This window comes from Microbacterium sp. MMO-20, assembly GCF_037147735.1.
GTDB lineage: Bacteria > Actinomycetota > Actinomycetes > Actinomycetales > Microbacteriaceae > Microbacterium.
The window spans coordinates 135,724-155,777 of record NZ_JBBCUU010000002.1 but is presented as its reverse complement, the minus strand read 5'-3'; the positions used below and the strand labels follow the sequence as shown (position 1 = coordinate 155,777).

General features: G+C 70.0%; 17 protein-coding genes and 1 riboswitch. Of the genes, 13 read left to right on the top strand and 4 right to left on the bottom strand.

The features are described 5' to 3' along the window. Positions 1 to 40: 40 nt before the first annotated feature. The 7 genes from WFI52_RS04340 (at position 41) to WFI52_RS04310 (ending at position 6,844) form a co-directional block, all read left to right on the top strand. A complete protein-coding gene (locus tag WFI52_RS04340; RefSeq protein ID WP_336625949.1) occupies positions 41 to 922 on the top strand; it encodes an Fpg/Nei family DNA glycosylase in 882 nt (293 codons plus the stop codon). Positions 923 to 982: 60 nt separating this feature from the next. Next, positions 983 to 1,149: riboswitch (FMN riboswitch) on the top strand. Between the two features lie 69 nt (positions 1,150 to 1,218). Then, entirely contained in the window at positions 1,219 to 2,370 is a 1,152-nt protein-coding gene (ribD, locus tag WFI52_RS04335) for a bifunctional diaminohydroxyphosphoribosylaminopyrimidine deaminase/5-amino-6-(5-phosphoribosylamino)uracil reductase RibD (protein WP_336625950.1), read from the top strand. A 1-nt stretch (position 2,371) separates the two neighbouring features. Then, a complete protein-coding gene (locus tag WFI52_RS04330) occupies positions 2,372 to 3,025 on the top strand; it encodes a riboflavin synthase (protein WP_336625951.1) in 654 nt (217 codons plus the stop codon). Next, positions 3,022 to 4,332, top strand: coding sequence for a GTP cyclohydrolase II (gene ribA / locus WFI52_RS04325; protein WP_336625952.1), 1,311 nt, complete (start codon positions 3,022 to 3,024; stop codon positions 4,330 to 4,332). Before WFI52_RS04330 ends, ribA begins: the two co-directional genes overlap by 4 nt. Further along, positions 4,329 to 4,802, top strand: a complete 474-nt coding sequence (ribH, locus tag WFI52_RS04320; protein WP_336625953.1) for a 6,7-dimethyl-8-ribityllumazine synthase — start codon at positions 4,329 to 4,331, stop codon at positions 4,800 to 4,802. The genes ribA and ribH overlap by 4 nt, the downstream gene beginning before the upstream one ends. A 91-nt stretch (positions 4,803 to 4,893) precedes the next feature. Further along, positions 4,894 to 5,244, top strand: a complete 351-nt coding sequence (locus WFI52_RS04315) for a Fe-S protein (protein ID WP_336625954.1) — start codon at positions 4,894 to 4,896, stop codon at positions 5,242 to 5,244. A 205-nt stretch (positions 5,245 to 5,449) separates the two neighbouring features. Continuing rightward, the gene (locus WFI52_RS04310; protein WP_336625955.1) at positions 5,450 to 6,844 is read left to right on the top strand and encodes an MFS transporter; all 1,395 of its coding nucleotides are present in this window, start codon (positions 5,450 to 5,452) and stop codon (positions 6,842 to 6,844) included. Between the two features lie 80 nt (positions 6,845 to 6,924). Here WFI52_RS04310 and WFI52_RS04305 read toward each other — a convergent pair whose 3' ends face one another. The 3 genes from WFI52_RS04305 to WFI52_RS04295 are packed head-to-tail and all read right to left on the bottom strand — an operon-like array spanning position 6,925 to position 9,580. After that, complete coding sequence (locus WFI52_RS04305; protein WP_336625956.1) at positions 6,925 to 7,752, bottom strand: ABC transporter permease; 828 nt, start codon at positions 7,750 to 7,752, stop codon at positions 6,925 to 6,927. Next, entirely contained in the window at positions 7,749 to 8,642 is an 894-nt protein-coding gene (locus WFI52_RS04300) for an ABC transporter permease (RefSeq protein ID WP_336625957.1), read from the bottom strand. The genes WFI52_RS04305 and WFI52_RS04300 overlap by 4 nt, the downstream gene beginning before the upstream one ends. Continuing rightward, entirely contained in the window at positions 8,639 to 9,580 is a 942-nt protein-coding gene (locus tag WFI52_RS04295; RefSeq protein ID WP_336625958.1) for an ABC transporter ATP-binding protein, read from the bottom strand. The genes WFI52_RS04300 and WFI52_RS04295 overlap by 4 nt, the downstream gene beginning before the upstream one ends. A gap of 70 nt (positions 9,581 to 9,650) precedes the next feature. Here WFI52_RS04295 and WFI52_RS04290 point away from each other — a divergent pair, with 70 nt between their 5' ends. Together WFI52_RS04290 and WFI52_RS04285 are read left to right on the top strand one after the other, a co-directional pair. Continuing rightward, positions 9,651 to 10,544 (top strand): carbohydrate kinase family protein, encoded by an 894-nt coding sequence (locus WFI52_RS04290; protein ID WP_336625959.1) that lies wholly within the window; start codon positions 9,651 to 9,653, stop codon positions 10,542 to 10,544. A gap of 119 nt (positions 10,545 to 10,663) precedes the next feature. Further along, a complete protein-coding gene (locus WFI52_RS04285; RefSeq protein ID WP_336625960.1) occupies positions 10,664 to 12,589 on the top strand; it encodes an ABC transporter ATP-binding protein in 1,926 nt (641 codons plus the stop codon). Between the two features lie 100 nt (positions 12,590 to 12,689). Here the strand turns inward: WFI52_RS04285 and WFI52_RS04280 are convergent, their stop codons facing one another. Beyond that, positions 12,690 to 14,591: a phosphoenolpyruvate carboxykinase (GTP) gene (locus WFI52_RS04280; RefSeq protein ID WP_336625961.1), complete on the bottom strand. Its 1,902-nt coding sequence runs from the start codon at positions 14,589 to 14,591 to the stop codon at positions 12,690 to 12,692. A 107-nt stretch (positions 14,592 to 14,698) separates the two neighbouring features. On the opposite strand from WFI52_RS04280, the gene WFI52_RS04275 reads away from it, so the two are divergent. The 4 genes from WFI52_RS04275 (at position 14,699) to efeB (ending at position 20,042) form a co-directional block, all read left to right on the top strand. Continuing rightward, positions 14,699 to 16,141: a helix-turn-helix domain-containing protein gene (locus WFI52_RS04275; RefSeq protein ID WP_336625962.1), complete on the top strand. Its 1,443-nt coding sequence runs from the start codon at positions 14,699 to 14,701 to the stop codon at positions 16,139 to 16,141. 387 nt (positions 16,142 to 16,528) lie between these two features. Beyond that, positions 16,529 to 17,470 carry an iron uptake transporter permease EfeU gene (gene efeU / locus WFI52_RS04270; protein ID WP_336625963.1) on the top strand — a complete coding sequence of 314 codons (942 nt, stop codon included), beginning with the start codon at positions 16,529 to 16,531 and terminating at the stop codon, positions 17,468 to 17,470. After that, positions 17,467 to 18,696, top strand: a complete 1,230-nt coding sequence (gene efeO / locus WFI52_RS04265) for an iron uptake system protein EfeO (RefSeq protein WP_336625964.1) — start codon at positions 17,467 to 17,469, stop codon at positions 18,694 to 18,696. The genes efeU and efeO overlap by 4 nt, the downstream gene beginning before the upstream one ends. Beyond that, on the top strand, positions 18,696 to 20,042 hold the full coding sequence (gene efeB / locus WFI52_RS04260) for an iron uptake transporter deferrochelatase/peroxidase subunit (RefSeq protein ID WP_336625965.1): 1,347 nt from the start codon (positions 18,696 to 18,698) through the stop codon (positions 20,040 to 20,042). Before efeO ends, efeB begins: the two co-directional genes overlap by 1 nt. Positions 20,043 to 20,054: the final 12 nt, after the last annotated feature.

The window sequence follows — 20,054 nt, the reverse complement described above, 5'->3', positions numbered from 1 at the left end:
GCGTGCCCCGCATGTCGGTGCGGCGTGCCAGGATGGCCCCATGCCGGAGATGCCCGAAGTGCAGGGGCTCGTCGACTTCCTCGCCGAGCGCGCGGTCGGTCTCCACGTCACGAAGGCGACCGTCGCGAACATCGCCGCCCTGAAGACCTACGATCCGCCGATCGAGGCTCTTCGCGGCGCGCTCGTGACGGCGGCGTCCCGACGCGGCAAGTTCATCGACCTGTCGATGGATGCCGCGGACGCCCCCACCCCCGCCCTCCACCTCGTCTTCCACCTGGCCAAGGCCGGCTGGCTCCGCTGGTACGAGCAGCTCCCGGGCACCGTCATCCGCCCGGGGAAGACGCCGATCGCGCTGCGCATCGGGTTCGACGACGGATCGGGGCTCGATCTCACCGAGGCGGGAACGAAGAAGTCGCTGGCCGTCTACGTCGTCCGCGATCCGCAGGACGTGCCGGGGGTGGCGCGCCTGGGACCCGACCCGCTCGACCCGGGGTTCACGTCCGACGCCTTCGCCGCGCTCCTCACGGGGCGGCGCACGCAGATCAAAGGTCTCCTGCGAGACCAGTCGATCATCGCCGGGGTCGGCAACGCCTACTCGGACGAGATCCTCCATGCCGCGCGGATGTCGCCCTACGCCCTCGCGGCGACGCTCTCCCCCGACGAGGTCTCGCGTCTGTATGACGCGCTGCGCGCGACGTTGACGGATGCCGTCGCCCAGGCATCCGGACGGCCGCCAGCGGACCTCAAGGACGCCAAGAGGCGCGGCATGGCCGTACACGGCCGACGGGGTGAGCCGTGCCCGGTGTGCGGGGACGACGTGCGGAGCGTCTTCTTCGCTGACAACTCGCTGGAGTACTGCCCCACGTGTCAGACGGGCGGAAAGCTCCTGGCCGATCGACGGCTCTCGCGCCTGCTGAAGTGAGGTCCTTCCGACACGGAATGAAACCCGACGGCGCGCGTTGAGTAGGATCGAGAGCAGAACACACGTGCTCCGGGGTCGGTGAGAATCCGAACCGGCGGTGACAGTCCGCGAGCCCCGTCGCCCGAAAGGCGATGCGGGTCGACCCGGTGGAATTCCGGGACCGACGGTGATGCGGTGCTCTTCCGAGAGGAAGCGGCCCGCGAGTCCGGATGAGAGGCAGCACGGACGAGACCGTTCGCGGCGCTCGTCGTGCCGATCGCGCATCGCACACCCCGGACACCGACGAAGGACGACGGATGACCGGTGCAGAGCAGGCCGCACGCGACGCGGCTGATCGGCGTGCGATGACGCGCGCGCTCGACCTCGCCCGTCGCGGCCCGCGCGGTCTGAATCCTCAGGTGGGCGCCGTGCTCCTCTCTGCCGCCGGGGAGATCATCGCCGAAGGCTGGCACCGCGGCGCCGGTACCCCGCATGCCGAGGTCGATGCGCTCTCGAAGGTGTCACCGGATGCCGCGCGCGGGGCCACGGCGGTGGTCACCCTCGAGCCGTGCAATCACACTGGCCGCACGGGCCCGTGCGCGCAGGCGCTGATCGACGCCGGCGTCGCGCGCGTCGTCTACGCAGTCGATGACCCCGGCGAGCTCTCGGGCGGGGGCGCCGAGCGCCTGCGTGCCGCGGGCGTCGAGGTGACGCCGCACGTCGGAGAAGCCGAAGCACGGGAGCTTCTGAACTCCTGGCTCACGGTGCAGCGACTCGCGCGCCCGCACGTGACGGTGAAGTGGGCCCAGTCCCTCGACGGGCGCGCAGCGGCATCCGACGGGACGAGTCAGTGGATCACGGGACCCGCCGCCCGCGCCGACGTGCACGAGCGCCGCGCGGCGGCCGATGCGATCGTCGTCGGCACCGGGACGCTCCTCGCCGACGACCCGGCACTCACCGCGCGCCGCCCCGACGGCGCCCTCCACGAGACGCAGCCGCGACCGGTCGTCGTCGGCACCCGCGCGGTCCCGCAGGAGGCTCGTGTGCGCGCTCATCCCCTCCCCTTCATGCAGGACGAGGGCGAAGACCTGCCCGACCTGCTCGCTCGCCTCCGCGAGCTCGGCATCCAACGCGTCTTCGTCGAAGGGGGGCCGACCCTCGCGTCGTCGTTCCTGCGGGCGGGGCTCGTCGACGAGGTACTCGTGTACATCGCGCCGACGCTACTCGGCGGGGACCGCCTCGCGACGGGCGACCTCGGCGTCGGGACGATCGGCGCGCAGCGACGACTGGTCGTGGATGCCTGGCAAGGTCTGGGCGATGACCTGCTCGTCGTCGCGCATCTCGAGCCGCACGGCTCCGCCGAGCACAGCGGGCCAGCGCACAGGGAAGATCCAGCGCACAGGGAAGATCGAGCGCACAGGGAAGATCGAGCGCACAGGGAAGATCGATCGACGGAAGGCGAGGTCTGACATGTTCACCGGGATCATCGAGGAGCGCGGCGAGGTCGTCGCCGCGGAGACGTCGGGAGAGGGACTTCGGCTCACGATTCGCGGCCCCCTGGCGGTGTCGGATGCCGCGCAGGGAGACTCGATCGCCGTCAGCGGCGTCTGCCTCACGGTGGTCGACCAGGGCGCCGACTGGTTCACCGCCGACGTCATGCGCCAGACGCTCGACGTCACGAGTCTCGCGGGCATCGGACCGGGGACGACGGTCAACCTCGAGCGCGCGTTGTCGACCCACACGCGCCTGGGCGGGCACATCGTGCAGGGACACGTCGACGGCACCGGCACCGTGGTCGAGGTGCGCCCGGGCGACCAGTGGCGCGTCGTCCGCGTGTCGCTGCCCGCAGAGCTCGCCCCGCTCGTCGTCGACAAAGGGTCGATCACCCTCGACGGCGTCTCGCTCACGGTGAGCGCCGTGTCGGATGCCGCGGAGCCGCAGCAGTGGTTCGAGGTGTCCCTCATCCCCGAGACTCTCGAGATCACCACCCTCGGCGATCGCCGGGTCGGCGACATCGTCAATCTCGAGACCGACATCCTCGCGCGCCATGTGCAGCGTCTCCTCGCCTTCACCACTGCGCCGGCATCACCGGCATCGAACGACACCGAAGGAGGCTCCCGATGAGCCCTTCAGAGGCACCGAGCCTTTCCACCATCCCCGAAGCCCTCGACGCGCTGCGCGCCGGCAAGCCCGTCATCGTCGCCGACGACGAGAACCGCGAGAACGAGGGAGACATCATCCTCTCGGCCGAGCTCGCCACCCCCGAATGGCTCGCGTGGACGATCCGCTGGTCGAGCGGATTCCTCTGCGCGCCGATGCCCGCGGAGTGGGCGGACCGGCTGGACCTGCCGCCGATGGTCGCCGTCAACGAGGACACCCGCGGCACCGCGTACACCGTCAGCGTGGATGCCGCCGACAAAGTGTCGACCGGAATCAGCGCGACCGACCGCTCGCACACTCTGAACGTGCTCGCCGACCCGACATCCACACCCGCGTCCGTGATCCGTCCGGGGCACATCCTGCCCTTGCGCGCCGTCGACGGCGGCGTCCGGGAACGCGCCGGTCACACCGAGGCCGGCGTCGAGCTCATGAAGCTCGCGGGTCTCCAGCCGGTCGCGGCGATCGGCGAGGTCGTCGCCGAGGACGGCTCCATGATGCGCCTGCCCGGCCTGATCGAGATGGGCGAGCGCGAAGGCATCCCGGTCATCACGATCGAGCAGCTCATCGCGCACCTCGACGGTGCCAGCCCCGCCGCCGAACCGGTCGATCGCGCTCCCAAGCGTCGGGTGAGCCTGCGCGCGGAGGCGCACGTGCCGACGTCGCACGGGACCTTCCGCTTCCTCGCGTACAAGGACCGCGTCACAGGCACCGACCACCTCGCGGTCGTCTCCGGCGATCTCACCGAATCAGCTCCGCTCGTGCGCGTGCACTCGGAGTGCCTCACCGGTGAAGCATTCGGCTCCGAGAAGTGCGAGTGCGGACCTCAGCTCGATGCCGCGCTGGACCGCATCGACAAGGACGGCGGCGTCGTCGTCTACATGCGCGGGCACGAGGGTCGCGGGATCGGACTCATCAACAAGCTGCGGGCGTACAGCCTGCAGGAGCGCGGGCTCGACACCGTCGATGCGAACCTCGCCCTCGGCCTCCCCGCCGACGCTCGCGACTACGCTGCCGCCGCCGGCATCCTCGCCGACCTCGGGGTCGAGCGCGTGCGCCTGCTGACCAACAACACCGATAAGGTCGCTCAGCTGCGCGAGCTCGGACTCGACATCGTCGAGCAGGTGCCCCTGGTCGTCGGGGTCGGTCCCAACAACCACCAGTACCTCGAGACCAAGCGAGACCGGATGGGCCACATCATCGGTGCCGCCGAGCTCGAGGCCGCACTCGCCCACGGTACCGACCGCACCCCCCACGGACAGGAGATCGCATGAGCGGCCACGGAGCCCCCGAGACCCACCCCGTCGACGCGGGCGGCCTGCGCGTCGTCATCGTCGCGGGCCAGTGGCACGACGTCATCACCGACGGCCTCATCGCCGGAGCGGAGCGCGTGCTCGAGGCATCCGGCGCCGACTGGCGGCTCGTCCGCGTGCCGGGCTCGTTCGAGCTGCCCGTCGCCGTGAAGGCGGCACTGGATGCCGGGGCGGACGCGGCGGTCGCACTCGGCGTCATCATCCGGGGTGGCACCCCGCACTTCGAGTTCGTCTCGTCCGCCGCGACCGACGGACTCACCCGCGTCGCGCTGGACACGGGCAAGCCCGTCGGCTTCGGCGTGCTGACGCTCGACGACGAGCAGCAGGGCATCGACCGCGCGGGACTTCCCGGCTCGAAGGAGGATAAGGGCGCCGAGGCCGCCGATGCGGCGCTGCGCACCGCGCTCCTCCTGCGCGATCTGCGCGGCTGACCCGCGCACGACCCGGACGACCCGTGCCGCCGGTACCGCCGCGCTAGGCGATTTCCGTTCGCGTACCCTCGCCTTCAGATAGGCTGAGGGTATGGAGATCCTGCGCCACGCCGTCGTCCTCGTCCACCTGACCGGTTTCGCGATCCTGTTCGGCGCGTGGGTCGTCGAAGCGATCGGCCAGCGCCGCATCACGCGCGTGATGACCTGGGGCATGGTCATCGCCGCCGTCGCGGGGCTCGCCCTCGCCGCGCCGTGGGGCATCGAGTACTCGCTGAACTACACGAAGCTCGGCGTCAAGCTCGTCGTGCTGCTCGCGATCGGCGCGCTCCTCGGCATCGGCACCGGTCCTCAGCGCAAGAGCGGCTCGGTTCCTCCCGCACTCTTCTGGTCGATCGGCATCCTGACGTTCCTCAACGCCGCTCTCGCCGTCCTCTGGCGCTGAGCCCGGCGGCACGGGCGCGGGGGCCGTTTCGGCGCCGGGGCGGTGCGGGCGGCGTAAGATCGTCTCTCGTGCGCCGGGACACCGCCGGCGCCCCCGGTGCCCACACAGCCGTCGCGCCCGTCGCACCACCCCTGCCCCGGACGCCCGCCACCGGCGCGTCCCACGAGGACCGACGACCCGTCATCGTTAGGTAGTTCCTCCTCCCATGTCCTCCGCACCCGCCGCCAGCGCTGCACCCGCCAACCCGCGTTCTCGCGTCATCACCGCGAGCCTCGTCGGCACGACCATCGAGTTCTACGACTTCTACGTCTACGCCACGGCCGCCGTCCTGGTCTTTCCGATCCTCTTCTTCCCCACCGGGAACGACACGACCGCGCTGCTCTCGTCGTTCGCCGTCTTCGGCGCGGCGATGGTCGCTCGGCCCATCGGCGCCGTCGTCTTCGGCCATTTCGGTGACCGCTTCGGCCGCAAGGCGACCCTCGTCGCATCGCTTCTGACGATGGGGATCGCGACGTTCCTCATCGGATGCCTCCCCACGTTCGACCAGATCGGCTGGTGGGCTGCTCTGCTTCTGCTCGTCCTGCGCCTGTTCCAGGGGTTCGCCCTCGGCGGCGAGTGGTCCGGAGCGGCGCTCGTGGCGACCGAGAACGCTCCGAAGGGCAAGCGCGCCTGGTACGGCACGTTCCCGCAGTTGGGCGCCCCGATCGGGTTCATCATCGCGAACACGATCTTCCTTCTCATCAACTTCGCCCTCCCCCACCCCGACGGGCCGGCGCAGCGCTCGGAGGCGTTCCTCGCGTGGGGGTGGCGCGTACCGTTCCTCTTCTCCGCCGTGATGGTGATCATCGGCCTCTGGGTGCGCCTCAAGCTCGTCGAGTCGGAGACGTTCACGAAGGCCGAGAAGACCGGCGCCATCCGGAAGTTCCCGCTCGGCGAGGTGTTCCGCACCAACACCAAGAACCTCATCCTCGGCACGTTCATCATGCTGGCGACCTACGTGCTGTTCTATCTGATGACGAGCTTCACCCTCTCGTACGGCACGAAGGCCGCGGATGCCCCGGTCCCGGGACTCGGGTTCGGCTACACGGATTTCGTGATCATGCAGATCGTCGGCGTGCTGTTCTTCGGCATCTTCACCCTTCTCTCCGGCCCCATCGCCGACACCGTCGGTCGCCGGAAGCTCCTCATCTGGATCACGGTCGGCATCGCCGTCTTCGGGCTGATGTTCAACGTCTTCCTCATGCCTCAGCTCGATGACAAGTTCACCGGCGCGCTCACGCAGGCGTTCCTCATCATCGGATTCATGCTGATGGGCGCGACCTTCGGTCCGATGGGTGCGGTGCTGCCGGAGCTCTTCCCGACCAACGTGCGCTACACCGGGTCGGCGATCTCGTACAACGTCTCGTCGATCCTGGGCGCAGCGCTCGCCCCGCTCGTCGCCGTCGGCCTCTGGGCGGCCGCGGGCGGCCAGCCGTGGCTCGTCGGTCTGTACCTGAGCGGCTCGGCGGTGCTCACCCTCATCGCCCTCCTGCTCTCCAAGGAGACGAAGGACGTCGACTACGAGACGAACATCGGCCTCGGTGAGACCGGCTCGCTCTGAGCAACGCCGAGAGATGAGAGGGATGCCGCGCGGGCCCGCCTGCGCGGCATCCCTCCTTTTCGCGCTCCCGCGCTTTCCGGTCAGCCGAGGAACAGCGCCCGCAGCCGCCGCGTCGTGAAGACGAGTCCGACGGCGATCATCACGACGTAGTACAGCACGTGCCAGAGCATGTCGATGCTGAGGATGCCGGTCGTGAGCCCGCGGATGAGCTCGACGCCGTGCCAGAGCGGCAGCGCCATCACGATGTGCTGCACCCACTCCGGGTAGACGCTGATCGGGTAGAAGGTCGCGGAGAACAGGAACATCGGCAGCAGGACGAAGTTGATCCAGTCCATCTGCTGGAACGTCTTCATGTAGCTCGTCACGCCCATGCCGAGGCTCGCGAATCCGAAGGCGATGAGGAGCACCGCGGGAAGGGCCAGGATCGCGGTCCACGCCAGGTTCAGCCCGAGGACCTGCATGATGATCATGAAGCCCGTCGCGTATGCGAGTCCTCGCAGGAGCGCGTACAGGATCTCGCCGAGGGCGACGTCGAGAGGCCCCAGCGACGTCGCCAGCATGCCTTCGTAGAGGCGACCGTAGTTGAGGCGGAAGAAGACGTTCCACGTCGAGTCGTAGATCGCCCCGTTCATCGCCGACACGGCGAGAAGCGCCGGCGCGATGAACGCCGCGTAGCTGACGGCTATGCCTTGCGACGTCTGCACGTCGCCGACCAGCGCCCCGAGCCCGATGCCCATGGATGCCAGGTAGAAGACGGGCTCGAAGAAGCCCGACAGCACTACGGCCCAGCTCGACGAGCGCGCGGCGATCAGCCCGCGCTGCACCACCGCCTGCGGGTTGCCCGCCCACAACGCACGGACACCGCCGCCACGGACCTCCCGCGCAGCCGCGGTCGCCGAGGCGGTCATTTCGCGAGCCTCTCGGTGAAGACCTTCCGCGCCCAGAGGTATCCGGCCGCCGTGAGCACGAGCAGGTAGCCGAGGTGCACCGCGATCATCGCGGGCGCGACACCTGCTCCGTACGTCGCGACGCGTCCGAGCTCGGCGCCGTGCCACAGCGGAGAGATCCAGCCGATCCACTGCAGCCACACCGGGAGGGAGTCCAGGGGGTAGAAGGTTCCGGAGAAGAGGAACATCGGCATGAAGAGGAACCGCTGCACGAGCGCGAACTGCCCTTTGTCGTCCTCGATCGACCCTGCATACGCCATGAGGGGCACACCGAACGCGAGCCCGGCGAGCACACCCGCGACGATCGCGAGCCACCCGGTGGCGGGATGGGGGACGGCTCCGAACGGCAGGAGCCACACGATGAGATAGTAGGCCGCGGCGGCGACGACCATCCGCGCCGTGGCTCCGGCGATCACACCGTTGGCGATCTGCGGGCTCGACAACGGCGAGGCGTTGAAGCCGTAGAAGTAGCGTCGCCACTTGAAGCCCGCCATGACCGGGTAGGTCATCTCCTCGCTCGCCACCGAGATCGTCGCCGTCGCGAGGAGGGCCGGCGCCACGAACATCAGATAGCTGACCTCGCTCCCGTGATCGACGATCGGCACGCGGATGAGCGCCGCGAGCCCCACCGCGAGGCCGAGCAGGTAGAGAATCGGCTGCCCCACGGCTCCGACCACGATCGTCCAGCCGTACGCCCGCATCGCGCGCACCATGTGCTCGGTGACGTACCAGGTGCCGAATCGGCGCGGGCGGCGGCCCCACTCGATGGCCTCTGCGCGCAGATCGTCGAGCGATGGATGCGACGAGGCATCCGGCGCGGCGCCCGCCGACGAGGACGATGGCACGCTCATTCGATCAGCGACCTTCCGGTGAGCCGGAGGAACACGTCTTCGAGGGAGGAGCGGCGCACAAGGGAGGTGAGGGGCTCGAGGCCGACGCCCGTCACGCGCTCCAGCGCCGCCTCACCGTCGATCGTGTAGATGAGGATGCGGTCGGGCAGCACCTCGAGGCGGTCACCGATCCCCTGCAGCCGCTCGGCGGCCTGCGCGTTGCGGTCGGAGCCGAACCGCACCTCGAGCACCTCACGGCTGGAGTGCTCGCGGATGAGGGAGGAAGGAGTGCCCTCGGCCATGATCCGGCCGTTGTCGACGACGATGAGCCGATCGCAGAGCTGCTCGGCCTCGTCCATGTAGTGCGTCGTGAGAACGAGGGTCGTACCGCGCTCCTTGAGGCGGAACAGCCGATCCCACAGCACATGGCGCGCCTGCGGGTCGAGACCGGTCGTGGGTTCGTCCAGGAGCAGGATGCGCGGATCGTTGATGAGGCCGCGGGCGATCGTGAGTCGGCGTTTCATGCCCCCTGAGAGCTGGTCGACCTTGCTCTTCGCCTTGTCCTCCAGCTGCGCGAAGGCGAGCAGCTCATCGGCTTTCTGCTGGCAGACGCGCCCCGGCAGACCGAAGTAGCGGCCGTAGATGTAGAGGTTCTCGCGAGCATTCAGTTCGCCGTCGAGATTGTCCTGTTGCGGGACGACACCCAGCCGCGAGCGGATCTCGGGTCCGTGACGATCGGGATCGAGGCCGAGGATCTCGAGGTCGCCTCCGGTGCGCGCGGAGACGGCCCCGATCATCTTCATCGTCGTGGACTTGCCCGCGCCGTTCGGGCCGAGGAGGCCAAACGACTCGCCGGGTGCGACGTCGAAGTCGAGTCCGTCGACCGCGAGGACATCGCTCCCTCCCTTGACCGTGTAGGCCTTGGTCAGACCGGACGCCCGAATGACGGATTGAGGCACCTCACCACGGTAGCGGGAAGTCCCGACACGGCGGAGCGGGCAGAATGGGCGACGACGAAAGGACCCCCGAATGCCGGAACCGCTCTCCCCCGCCGTCCTCGTGATCGGCGAGGCGCTCATGGACATCACGGTCACCGCGGCCGACACCGTCGAGACGCCCGGCGGGGGCCCCGCGAACATCGCCCTCGGCCTCGCCCGCCGAGGGGTGGGTGCCGCACTGCTCACGCGGCTCGGCCGCGACGAGCGCGGGCGCACGATCGCGCGCCACCTCGAGGCATCCGGTGTCGGCATCCTGCCGGAGTCCTTCCACGACGGCGCGACCTCGACCGCACGGGCAACGCTCGACGAGCGCGGCGCGGCGACCTACGAGTTCGACATCGCATGGGATGTCCCGCGCGACGTCGCCGTCGGTGAGATCCCGGTCATCCACACCGGATCGCTCGGCGTCTTCCTCGAGCCGGGAGCGGAGGCGGTGACCGCGATCCTCGATACGCATCCGGACGCGATCGTGACGTTCGACCCCAACATCCGCCCGGGCCTCGTCGGAGATCCGGATGCCGCCCGTGCCCGCTTCGAGGCGATCGCGCGGCGTGCCGCTGTGGTGAAACTCAGCGACGAGGACGCCGCGTACCTCTTCGCGATCGAGAGCGTGGATGCCGTCATCGACGCGATCCTCGCGCTCGGGCCGAACCTCGTTGCGGTCACGCGCGGCGGCGACGGCGCCACCCTCTCGACGCGCGAGCACCGCGTGGAGGTCACGGCCCCCCGCGTCGAGGTCGTGGACACGATCGGCGCGGGAGACACCTTCATGGCATCGCTCCTGGCCGAGTCCGCGATCCGCTCCGGCGCCGAGCTCGACGGCGACGATCTCGCGGCGATCGGTAAGCACGCGGTGGCGGCGGCCGCCGTCACCGTGAGCCGGACCGGGGCCGACCTGCCCTGGGCGGCGGAGCTCGCGGACTGAGCCGCGACCGCTCCCGCGCGACGCGACGTTGCGGCGCCGACGCGACGGGTCTCAGCCGTCAGGCGGCGCACAAGAAGCACGCGAGAAGATAGAGCTACCCCGCCGCTCCGGAAGGTCACATGTCCAGCACCACCCGCACCCGCCGCCCGCGCTTCGGAAAGGGGGACGGACCGCGTGCGAGCCTGCGGCAGCTCCTCCCGTTCGTCTTCGAGCAGAAGGGCGTGCTCGTCCTCGTTGCGTTCCTCAGCATCCTGGCCGCCGCGGCGACGCTCGCGCAGCCGCTGGTCGTCGGCCAGGTCATCCAGCGGGTGCAGGCGGGCGACGCGCTCGGCACGCTCGTCTGGGTGCTCGTGGGCCTCGTCGTCGCGGGCTCGGTGATCAGCGGCATCCAGCACTTCCTCCTGCAGCGCACCGGTACGGCGGTCGTCTACTCGAGCCGGCGGCGCCTCGTCGCGCAGCTGCTGCATCTGCCGGTGAAGGAGTACGACGCCCGGCGCACGGGCGATCTCGTCTCGCGCGTCGGCACCGACACGACGCTCCTGTACGCCGTGCTCACGCAGGGCCTCGCCGACTCGATCGGCAACGCGCTGATCTTCGTCGGAGCCGTCGTCGCGATGCTCGTCATCGACCCGCTGCTTCTTCTCCTGATCCTCGTCGTCGTCGGCGCATCGGTCGCGGTCGTCGGGGCGCTCGCGGGCCGGATCCGCCGCGCGACCACGGTGCAGCAAGAACGTGTCGGCGAGCTCGCGTCGGGCGTCGAGCGCGCCGTCGGTTCTATCCGCACGATCCGCGCCGCGGGAGCCTCGGGCCGCGAGCAGGCCGCGATCGAAGAGACGGCGCGCGGCGCCTACGACGCCGGCGTGCAGGTCGCGAAGGCGTCGGCGTTCATCGTGCCGATCGCCGGTATCGCCCTGCAGCTGTCGCTGCTCGTCGTCCTCGGGGTGGGCGGGTTCCGCGTGGCCTCCGGTGCCCTCACGATCGCCCAGCTCGTCACGTTCGTGATGTTCCTCTTCTTCCTCGTCCAGCCGCTCGGATCGTTCTTCGGCGCCATCACCTCCGTCAACCAGGCGCTCGGCGCCCTCGGCCGCATCCAGGAGGTGCTCGATCTGCCCACCGAGACGGCGACGGATGCCGAGGTCGCCGCCCGTGTCGAGGCGGCCCGCCGCGCCGACGCCGATCTCACCGGTCCCGTGCAGACGGTGGGCGACCTGCTCGCGACGCGCGACGCTCCCGCCATCGAGTTCCGGGACGTCCGGTTCCGCTACCCCGACGCCGTCGTCGACGCCCGCCGCAACGCCGAACAGGAGGCATTGCGGACCCTCGCCGATGTGCACGCGGACGTCGTTCCGGTCGCCGCAGCAGGCGGAGAGGTGCTCCGGGGTGTGTCATTCGCCGTGCCGCGCGGAGCGCGCGTGGCCCTCGTCGGGCCGTCGGGGGCGGGCAAGTCGACGACGCTCGCCCTCATCGAACGCTTCTACGATCCGGACGCCGGCGCGGTCCTGCTCGACGGCACCGACATCCGCCGCGTCGATCGCGCACGCCTGCGCGCGCAGCTCGGATACGTCGAACAGGACGCACCCACCCTCGCCGGCACGATCGGCGACAACCTGCGACTCGCGGCGCCGACGGCAACGGATGCGGCGTGCGAGCGCGTCCTGCGTGTCGTGAACCTCGGCGATGTGCTGGAGCGCTCACCGCTCCGTCTCGACGCCCCCGTGGGCGAGGCGGGCGTCATGCTCTCCGGCGGCGAGCGTCAGCGGCTCGCGATCGCGCGGGCGCTGCTGGCCGCGCCCCCCATCCTGCTCCTCGACGAGTCAACGTCCTCGCTCGACGGCCTCAACGAGCAGCGCATGCGCGAGGCGATCGACGCGGTCGCGGCTGGACGCACTCTCGTCGTGATCGCGCACCGGCTGTCCACCGTCGTCGACAGCGACCTCATCATCGTGCTCGACGGCGGTGAGGTCGTCGGGCAGGGAACGCACGCAGAGCTCGTCGCGTCGGTGCCGCTGTACCGGGAGCTCGCCCGGCACCAGTTGCTCGTGTGACCCCCACCCGCCAACCCGCGGATTCGGATGGCGCGAACAGAATCGGATGCCTCGCGCCGAGGCATCCGATTCTGCTGCGTATCTCCGATTCGGCCGACGCTCAGGCGGACTGCGCGAGCTTCAAGCGGTAACGCAGGGCGGCGAGCTCCGCGTACAGCGCAGCGGGGACCCGGCCGTCGAAGGTGCGGTAGAAGTCCTCGGTGAGATCGGTCTCTTGCAGCCACAGCTCGGGGTCGACCTCGAAGAGCGCGTCGAGATCCTCCTGCGGGACGTCGATGCCGTCGAGGTTCAGGTCGCTCGTCTCGGGGAGGCGGCCGATCGGGCTGTCGACGGCGGACACCTTGCCTTCGATACGGCGGATGATCCAGTCGATCACGCGTGCGTTGTCGCCGAACCCGGGCCACAGGAACTTGCCGCCCTCGCCCTTGCGGAACCAGTTCACCTGGAACACACGCGGAGCGCGATCGAACCGCAGCTGCTGCCCGACCTTGAGCCAGTGTCCGAAGTAGTCGGCCATGTTGTAGCCGCAGAAGGGCAGCATCGCGAACGGGTCGCGACGCAGTTCCCCTACCGTTCCCTCCGCGGCCGCGGTGCGCTCCGACGAGATGTTCGAGCCGAGGAAGACACCGTGCGTCCAGTCGGTGGCCTCGACGACCAACGGCACGTTGGTCGCGCGGCGACCGCCGAACAGGATGCCGTCGAGCGGCACCCCCTCGGGAGCGTCCCAGTCCGGGGCGATCTGCGGGCACTGCGCGGCACTGACCGTGAAGCGCGAGTTCGGGTGCGCGGCGGGCCGGCCGGACGCCGGGGTCCAGGGCTTGCCCTCCCAGTCGGTGAGCTCGGCCGGAACGTCGTCGGTCAGTCCCTCCCACCAGACGTCTCCGTCGGGCCGAAGCGCGACGTTCGTGAAGATCGTGTTGCCCCAGAGGGTCTCGACGGCCGTGACGTTGGTCGACTCGCCGGTGCCCGGCGCGACGCCGAAGAAGCCCGCCTCGGGGTTGATCGCCCACAGGCGGCCGTCCTCGCCCGGGCGCAGCCACGCGATGTCGTCGCCGAGAGTCTCGACGCGCCAGCCGGGGATCGTGGGCCGCAGCATCGCAAGGTTGGTCTTGCCGCACGCCGAGGGGAAAGCGGCGGCGAGGTGGTACTTCTGCCCCTCGGGCGAGATGACGCGGATGAGCAGCATGTGCTCGGCGAGCCACCCCTCGTCACGACCGATGACCGACGCGATGCGGAGGGCGAAGCACTTCTTCGCGAGGATGGCGTTGCCGCCGTAGCCCGACCCGAACGACCACACCTCGAGGGTGTCGGGGTAGTGCACGATGTACTTCTCGTCGTTGCAGGGCCAGGCGGCATCCGCCTGGCCGGGCTCGAGGGGCGCGCCGACCGTGTGCACGGTCTTGACCCAGGGCTTGCCCGCGGCGATCTGCTCGAGGACCTCCGTGCCGACGCGGGTCATGATGCCGATCGAGGTGACCGCGTAGGCGGAGTCGGTGATCTGCACGCCGATGTGCGACAGCGGGCCGCCGACGGCGCCCATCGAGAACGGGACGACGTACATCGTGCGCCCGCGCATCGACCCCTCGAAGAGCGGCGTGAGGGTCGCCCGCATCTCGGCGGGGCTCGCCCAGTTGTTGGTGGGGCCGGCGTCCTCTTCACGCTCGGAGGCGATGAAGGTGCGCCCCTCCGTGCGGGCCACGTCGCTCGGGTGCGAGCGCGCGAGGTATGAACCCGGCCGCCACTCGGGGTTCAGTTTGATGAGCTTGCCCTCGTCGACCTGCTGGCGCAGGAGAGCCTCGTTCTCGGCGCGCGAACCGTCGACCCAGTGGATGCGCGCGGGCTGCGTGAGCGCGGCGATCTCGTCCACCCACGCGGCGAGTTCCTCCAGGCCTGCGCCGGCGAGCGCGGGTCGGCCGCCCGGGGAGCGGGAGGCCGACGCCTCCTGCGAGGTGCCGTCCAGGGAATCGGCGGTGGGGCGGGTGAACAGGTCGGCGATGGCCATGTCAGCTCCTTCAAGCGAGTGGTCTTGTTCCACTTTGCGCCGCTTTCCCCACCGTTTACCCCGAGGAGCGTCGTCAAGAATCCTGATTCTTTCGCTATACTCAAGGAATGCCTGCCTCCGCCCTCGAACTCTCGACACTCGGCCACCGCATCCGCCACCACCGCGTCGCGCACGCGCTGACCCTCGACGAACTCGGCGCGATCGTGGGTGTCGCGGGCAGCCAGCTGAGCCTCATCGAGAACGGCAAGCGCGAGCCCAAGCTCTCGCTGCTGCAGGCGATCGCTCAGGCGACGGGCACGGACGTGACCGACCTCCTCTCCCCCGAACCCCCGAACCGACGCGCCGCACTCGAGCTCGACCTCGAACGGGCGCAGGGCTCGCCGGTGTTCCGACGCCTCGGCATCCCACCCGTGCGTGTCACGAAGACGACCTCCGACGAGACGATCGAGGCCGTCCTCGGGCTTCACCGCGAACTGCAGCGCCGCGAACGCGAGGCGATCGCGACGCCCGAGGAGGCGCGCCGCGCCAACACCGAGCTGCGCCTGCGGATGCGCGAGCGGAACAACTATCTGCCCGAGATCGAGCAGCTCGCGGAGAAGCAGCTGCGCGCCGCCGGGCACACCTCGGGTGCGCTCACGCACCGCACCGTGAGCATCATGGCCCAGCAGCTCGGGTTCGAGCTCATCTACGTCGACGATCTGCCGCATTCGGCGCGCTCGGTCACCGACCTCGAGAACGGACGGATCTACCTGCCCCCGGCGTCCATCCCCGGCGGGCATGGCCTGCGCTCGATGGCGTTGCAGGCGATGGCACACCGCCTGCTCGGGCATACGCCGCCCACCGACTACGCCGACTTCCTCGAGCAGCGCCTCGAGATCAACTACTACGCGGCATGCTGTCTGCTGCCGGAGACCGCGGCGGTCTCCTTCCTCTCTCAGGCGAAGAAGGATCGCGACCTCGCCGTCGAGGACTTCCGCGACGCTTTCGGCGTCACGCACGAAGCTGCGGCGATGCGCATGACGAACCTCCTCACGGAACACCTCGGCATCCGCCTGCATTTCCTGCGCGTCGACGGTGCCGGCGCGATCAATCGCGTCTACGAGAACGACGACCTGCCGCTGCCGATGGATGTCACCGGCTCGGTCGAGGGCCAGATCGTGTGCCGGCGCTTCGCCGCCCGCGCCGCATTCGGCGAGCAGAACCGCACCGTGGAGCACTACCAGTACACCGACACGCCCGCCGGGACGTTCTGGTGCTCGAGCCAGACCGGCAAGACCGGAGGCGGCGAGTTCTCGATCACCGTGGGCGTCCCCTTCGACGACGCTCGCTGGTTCCGTGGTCGTGAGACCCAGAAGCGGGCGACGTCGACCTGCCCCGACGAAGCGTGCTGCCGCCGGCCGGATGCCGAGCTCACGAACCGCTGGGACGGCAAGGCCTGGCCGAGCGCGCGCGTGCACATGCAGATGTTCTCGCCGCTGCCGCGCGGGGCCTTCCCCGGCGTCGACGACGGCGAGGTCTACGCCTTCCTCGACCGGCACGCGGAGGAGTAGGGCACGCCCTGGGCCGCTGGGCCGGGTGAAGGCCGACCGCGCGACGGAGGCGCGCCCTCGTTCCGTTGGCGCGAGCTGCGCCCTGAAAGCGACCCTCGCCGTCGGGCGCGGTGACCCGGTCGAGCAGCGTCGTCTCGTCGAGGACGGTCGGGGAGTCGGACATCGGTGTCTCCTTCGCAATGGCACGCGGCGAGAAGGGCCGCTGATCTCATTGTGTGGACCCGGCCTCGATGCCGATTGTCGGATTGCGCGCGCCGATTGCCCGAGCGCGGACGGATGCCGACGAACGCGGCGGGCACTCGTGTTGGAGAGAAGGGGCGCGCGGGTGTACTGTCGATGCGCTCCTAAGGTTCCCCTAACCTAACCATCCTCCCGAAACCCATACCCGTGCTCGCCACCTTCCTGATCGGCCTCCGCGAAGGCCTCGAAGCCGCCCTCGTCGTCGGCATTCTCGTCGCCTACCTGACCCGGATCGGCCGCCGTGACGTCCTCCCCCGCATGTGGGCGGGCATCGCTCTCGCCGTCGCCCTCGCCCTCGGCATCGGGGCGGTTCTCACGTTCGGCTCGTACGCGCTGACCTTCGAGGCGCAGGAGCTCCTCGGCGGCATCCTCTCCCTCCTCACCGTCGCGATGGTGACCTGGATGATCTTCTGGATGCAGAAGACGGCGCGCACGATGAAGCGCACGCTCGAGGGCGGAATCGACCGCGCACTGTCCACCGGCGGCGCCTGGGCCATCGTGGCGATCGGGTTCATCTCCGTCGCGCGCGAGGGCATCGAGACGACCCTGCTGCTGTGGTCGATGGTGCAGTCGTTCGGCGACACGCCCTCGACGCTCCTCGGCGCTCTGCTCGGCCTCGCCGCCGCGGTCGTGCTCGGGTGGCTGCTCGCCCGCGGCATGGTGCGCGTCGACCTCCGCGTCTTCTTCGCGTGGACCGGCGCCTTCCTCGTCGTCGTCGCGGCCGGGGTGCTCGCGTACGCGATCCACGACCTGCAGGAGGCCGGCGCCCTTCCCGGCCCGTTCACGGCCCTCGCCCCGATCGACGCCACCGGAGCCGTCGCGACCGGATGGGCGGCATTCCCGTTCGGCTGGGCGTTCGATCTGCGCGCGGCGATCCCGCCGACATCCCCTCTCGCCGCGCTCCTCCAGGCGACGATCGGCTTCATGCCGCAGATGACCTGGCTCCAGGTCATCGCGTGGGTGCTCTACCTCGCGGTCGTCGGCACGATCTTCGTGCGCGGGCTCCGTCGCCGGCCGACGACGACCGTCGGGCGGCAGGTGGCCGCACAACCCGACCCCTCCATCCCTCATCCGCAAGGAGCATCATGACCCCGACCCGCACCCTGGCCGCCGTCGCGAGCGCGGGGATTCTCGCCCTCGCCCTCGCGGGCTGCGTCGCGAAGACGGATGCCGCGGCATCCGGGGCCCTCACGGTCTCCTCGACCGACAGCGCCTGCGATGTGTCGACGGCGACGGCCACGAGCGGCACGCTGACCTTCGACGTCACGAACGCCGGATCGGACGTGAGCGAGTTCTACCTGCTCGCCGATGACGGCCTGCGCATCGTGGGCGAAGTGGAGAACATCGCCCCCGGTGCCTCGCGCAGTCTCACCGTCGTCGCCCAGCCGGGCGACTACTACACGCTCTGCAAGCCCGGCATGGTCGGCGAAGGCGTCGGCAAGGCGTCGTTCACCGTGTCGGGCGAGAAGATCGCCGCGACCGGCGACGACGCCGAGCAGAAGCAGAAGGCCATCGATCTCTACGCCGCGTTCGTGAAGGACCAGGTCGAGCAGCTCGTGCCGGCGGTCGACGCGTTCACGACGGCGTACGCCGCCGGCGACGACGCCACGGCGAGGAACCTCTTCCCGACCACCCGCGCGTTCTACGAGCGCATCGAACCCGTGGCGGAATCGCTCGGCGACCTCGACCCGCGCATCGATTACCGCGAAGTGGACGCCGTCGCCGAGGGGCTCGACTGGACCGGCTTCCACCGCATCGAGAAGGACCTGTGGGTCCCCGCGCAGGACGCCCTCAACGCCGACGGCGAGACCCCGGCATGGAAGGACTGGCAGCCGTCGACCCCGGCGGAGCGCGCGTCCTACGCCGACCAGCTCGTCGCCGACGTCGCCGAGCTGAACACCTACGTCCACTCCCAGGACTTCACCGACGCCCTCGCCGCACAGGGGATCGGCGGCATCTCGAACGGTGCGATCGGACTCCTCGACGAGGTGGCCACCGGCAAGATCTCCGGCGAGGAGGACTGGTGGAGCGGTACCGACCTCTACGACTTCGCCGCGAACGTCGAGGGCTCGAAGATGGCCTTCTCCCTCGTTCACGACTTCGCCACGGCATCCGGAGAGAAGGGCGCAGCCCTCGTGACGAAGATCCAGCAGGGGTACGACGACCTCGACGCGTCGCTCGCGACGCACGGGTCGCTCGGCGCCGGCTTCGTCGCCTACGGGGAGCTCACCGATGCCGACAAGCGCGAATTCACTGATCTCATCAACGCGCTCGCCGAGCCGCTCTCCCAGCTGACGTCGACCATTCTGGAGTGATGACGAACGAGACGGATGCCGCGGCCACAGGCCCGGCCGGAGAGTCGCCCGCACCGGTACCCGCACCGGTACCGGGCCTCAGCCGACGCGGACTGCTGGGCCTCGCCGCCGGCGTGGGCGCTGCGGGGCTGGCCCTGGGCGCTGGCGCCGGGTCGACGGCGGGCGTCGCCGTCGGGCGCAGTCGCGGTGCGGATGCCGCGGCATCCGTCTTCCCGTTCTTCGGCGCGCACCAGGCGGGGATCACCACTCCTGTCCAGGATCACCTGCACTTCGCGGCGTTCGACATGGCGGCGCGCACCAACCGCGACGACCTCATCGAGCTGCTGCAGGACTGGTCGTACGCCGCAGCGCGCATGTCGCAGGGACTCGACGTGAGCGCGACCGGCGCCGTGGGCGGTTCGCCCGAAGCTCCCCCGGACGACACCGGTGAAGCACTGGGGCTGCCGGCGAACGGTCTGACGATCACGATCGGGTTCGGCCCGACGCTCTTCCAGACCGAGACGGGAGAGGACCGCTACGGGATCGCCGGGCAGCGGCCCCCGCTGCTCGAGAAGCTTCCGCCCTTCCTCGGCGACGACCTGAACCCGCAGAACTCGGGCGGCGACCTGTTCGTCCAAGCGTGCGCCGACGACCCCCAGGTGGCCGTCCACGCCGTGCGCAACCTCAGTCGGATCGCCTTCGGGCGAGCGAAGCTGCGCTGGTCGCAGCTCGGCTTCGGCAAGACGTCCAGGACGACGGCCGCGCAGGCGACGCCCCGGAACCTCTTCGGATTCAAGGACGGCACGGCGAACATCCTCGCCGACGACACCGCCGCCCTCGAGGAGCACGTCTGGGTGGGCTCTGCCGACGAGCCGTCCTGGCTGACGGGCGGCTCGTACCTCGTGGCACGGAAGATCGCGATGCACCTCGAGGTGTGGGACCGCGTGCGCCTGATAGAGCAGGAACGCGTCGTCGGGCGCGACAAGGGCGAGGGAGCCCCGCTGTCGGGGGGTTCGGAGCAGACCGAACCCGACTTCGCTGCGACCTCGACGGCGTCGTCCGCCTCCGGCTCGACGGCGATCGACGCGCGCAGTCACGTCCGCCTCGCACACCCCGACTTCAACGACGGGACGCGCATCCTTCGGCGCGGCTACAACTACGTCGACGGCAACACGGAGCTCGGGCGTCTCGACGCCGGCCTGTTCTTCCTCTCCTACCAGCGCTCCCCCGCGCAGTTCATCGGACTGCAGAAAGCGCTGTCGACCGACCTCATGAACGAGTATGTGACCCACATCGGGTCGGGCCTGTGGGCGGTTCCACCGGGCGCCGCGAAAGGGTCATACATCGGCGCGGGGCTGTTCGCTTGACCGCGGCGCCCG